Raw genomic sequence first — 2,891 nt, 5'->3', positions numbered from 1 at the left:
CTGAAAAAGTTGTGAAGGTATGTATCAAGTCCGGCCCAATAGCCGCAAAATAGAGCATCGAGGCGGGTTGGCAGCCGATTTTGGATGATAAATTAGGTTATGGAAAGTAACTTCTTACGAAGGCCTCTCAGGTTTGAGCAATGGTTTGGGGGGAGGAGTGCCTTGCACCAGGTACTGGACAGCATCATCAGGTGGGATTGAAGTTGGAGCTTTTAACAAGATTGAATCGACTGCTGAGAGGGCCTTCTGTTTTGTGCTTGTTTCCCGGAGCTGCATCCCTGGGGTGCGGCTTTGGTTAATTGCAGATGATTGCTTGTGAGTGTTCAATTTCACTCGGTGAGTCTGCCCAACTGAGGAGCAGCCCCTGAGGTTCCTGTATCCGCCCAACTCAAGTTAGCGCCCACCTCAGTTCTTTTTCAGATTTCTCTTTTACCGAGTACCGTTAGAAGTTCAGGAGTTGCAGCACCGTGGAAGCACAGCGTAAGGAACGGATTCTGGTGGTCGATGATGAGGCCAGCATTCGACGCATCTTGGAAACCCGTCTGTCCATGATCGGATACGACGTGGTCACAGCTTCGGACGGCGAGGAGGCGCTGGAGGTTTTCCACAAGCAGGATCCCGACCTGGTGGTGCTGGATGTGATGATGCCGAAGCTGGATGGCTATGGGGTTTGCCAGGAGCTGCGCAAAGAATCGGACATCCCCATCATCATGCTGACGGCGCTGGGAGATGTAGCCGACCGTATCACAGGGCTGGAGCTGGGGGCAGACGACTATGTGGTCAAGCCCTTTTCGCCCAAGGAGCTGGAAGCTCGCATTCGGTCGGTGTTGCGCCGGGTGGCGCGGTCGGCCCACGATGGGATCCCCAGTTCTGGGGTGATTCAAGTGGGGGATATTCGCATCGATACCAACAAGCGGCAGGTCTACAAACGGGACGAGCGCATTCGCCTGACGGGGATGGAGTTTAGTCTGCTGGAGTTGTTGGTCAGTCGGTCGGGGGAGCCTTTTTCCCGCTCCGAGATTTTGCAAGAGGTGTGGGGCTATACCCCGGAGCGCCATGTGGATACGCGGGTGGTGGATGTCCACATCTCGCGGCTGCGGGCCAAGCTGGAAGATGACCCCAGCAACCCAGAGCTGATCCTGACGGCCCGAGGCACCGGCTATCTATTTCAGCGCATCATTCAGGGGGAGGAACAGGCACGGTCTTGAGAAGGGATCCCTCGCAACCTCTCTTCAAGAGCGGCCTGCACCCGCCTCAACACGCCAACCCAGTCTCCCGGTGTGTCTTGTCGAAACAGTCGCATTACCCCGGGGTACCAGGGGCTATCTTCTCGATGGAGCAGCCAGCGCCAATCGGCGGCAAAGGGGAGCAGCACCCATACCGGCTTGCCCATCGCCCCGGCCAAATGAGCAACGGCTGTATCAACGCTGATCACCAGATCCAACTGGGCAACGGCTGCGGCTGTATCGACAAAACTGCGGAAACGGGATCCCAGCTCCACCACCTGGTGCTGCTCCAATAGGGATCCCAGCGGCCTTAGATCTTCCCCCACCTGCAGGCTAACCCACTGGATGGAAGGCCCATGCAAGTGCTGGAGCAGCAGATCCAGAGGACAACTTTTCAGCCTTTGCACGCGGTTGAGCTCAGGATGGGCACGCCGACCGCTGGCCCACACCAGCCCCACCTTCATCCGCTCCTGGGAAAGCTCCGGCCAGTCTTCCCGCCAGGAGAGGCTCAAAGGGATCTGCGGCCCGCCGGCATGAACGGGATAGACAAGATAGGGGATGCGGGCCGGGATCGTCTCCAGGGTGGTACCCAACCGCTGTGGCAAGCTGAGCAAGGGCAGATGGCAATCGAAAGAGGGCAAGGGATCCGTTTCCGAGATCACCTGCACCTGGGGCAGGCACCCTCTGAACAGCTCCACGAGGGATTCCTGGCAGCGAAGGCAGATTTGCGCTTGGGGATGGGCCTCGGCCAGCAGCGGCAGGTAGCGCACAAACTGAATCGTGTCCCCCAACCCTTGTTCGGCGTAGATCAGCAGGGTCTGGCGGCCCAGAGGGGATCCCGTCCACAGAGGCGAAAGAAAGCGCGGGTAGGCCGCCTCTTGTCGCTGCAGCCGCCATTCGTATTCCCGCCACCCCTCCTCGTAGCGGCCCAGGGTCAGCAAAGCCGTGCCCAGGTTGTAGTGGATCTCCGGCCAGTGGGGGGCCAGTTGTAAGCCGCGCCGATAAGCCTCAATAGCCCCTTCCAGCCGGTTTTGTTCTTGCAAGATGGTGCCCAGGTTGTTGTGAGGCTGGGCGTCCCTCGGCAGCAGCAAGATGGCCCGTTGCAGACAATCGGCGGCCTCTTCCAGGCGATCTTGCAGGTGCAGGCAGTGGCCGAGGTTAACGAGAATTCGCCCCTCCTGGGGTGCAAGGGCGAGAGCTTGGCGAAACCAGCCTTCCGCTTCCTCAGCTTGGCCATCGAGCATCAGGGCATTCCCCAAAGCTGCCAAGGCATAGACCTGGGGAGGCTGGGCTGCTGCTGCCTGTTGCAACACCTCAATTGCCTGGGCCAATTTCCCCAGGGTGAGCCAACAACTGCCCAATCGGAAAAGCAATTGCCCATCACCGGGGGCAAAGGCCAGGCCCTGTTCGTAGGCTCGCGCCGCTTCCTCTGGGTTGCCAAGCTGCATCCAGGCATCGCCCAGATCCTGCCAGGCCGGCACCCAATCCCCCCGCAGGTGCAGAGCCAGTTGCAAGGGGGTCAAAGCTTGGCGGGGATCCCCCATCTGCAGATAAAGGGATCCCAGCAACGCCTGAGCGGCGAACAAACGCGGCTGGGTGCGGGTAAGCTGCCGGCAGAGGTGCAGAGCAGCTTTCAGATCCCCCGCCTGTCGGTAGCGTTGAACC

2 protein-coding genes are annotated in these 2,891 nt (G+C 59.6%); one reads left to right on the top strand and one right to left on the bottom strand.

From position 1 onward, the window contains the following. Positions 1–467 precede the first annotated feature (467 nt). Complete coding sequence (gene rpaB / locus NW820_RS10545) at positions 468–1,208, top strand: response regulator transcription factor RpaB (protein ID WP_414329445.1); 741 nt, start codon at positions 468–470, stop codon at positions 1,206–1,208. Here the strand turns inward: rpaB and NW820_RS10540 are convergent. Beyond that, a partial coding sequence (locus NW820_RS10540) for a tetratricopeptide repeat protein (RefSeq protein ID WP_414407454.1) occupies positions 1,181–2,891 on the bottom strand: 1,711 nt, incomplete at its 5' end. The genes rpaB and NW820_RS10540 overlap by 28 nt on opposite strands.

The organism is Synechococcus sp. R55.7, from assembly GCF_047461955.1.
Lineage (GTDB): Bacteria > Cyanobacteriota > Cyanobacteriia > Thermostichales > Thermostichaceae > Thermostichus.
The sequence above is the reverse complement of the archived record's forward strand: the minus strand, read 5'-3'. Positions and strand labels throughout refer to the sequence as shown.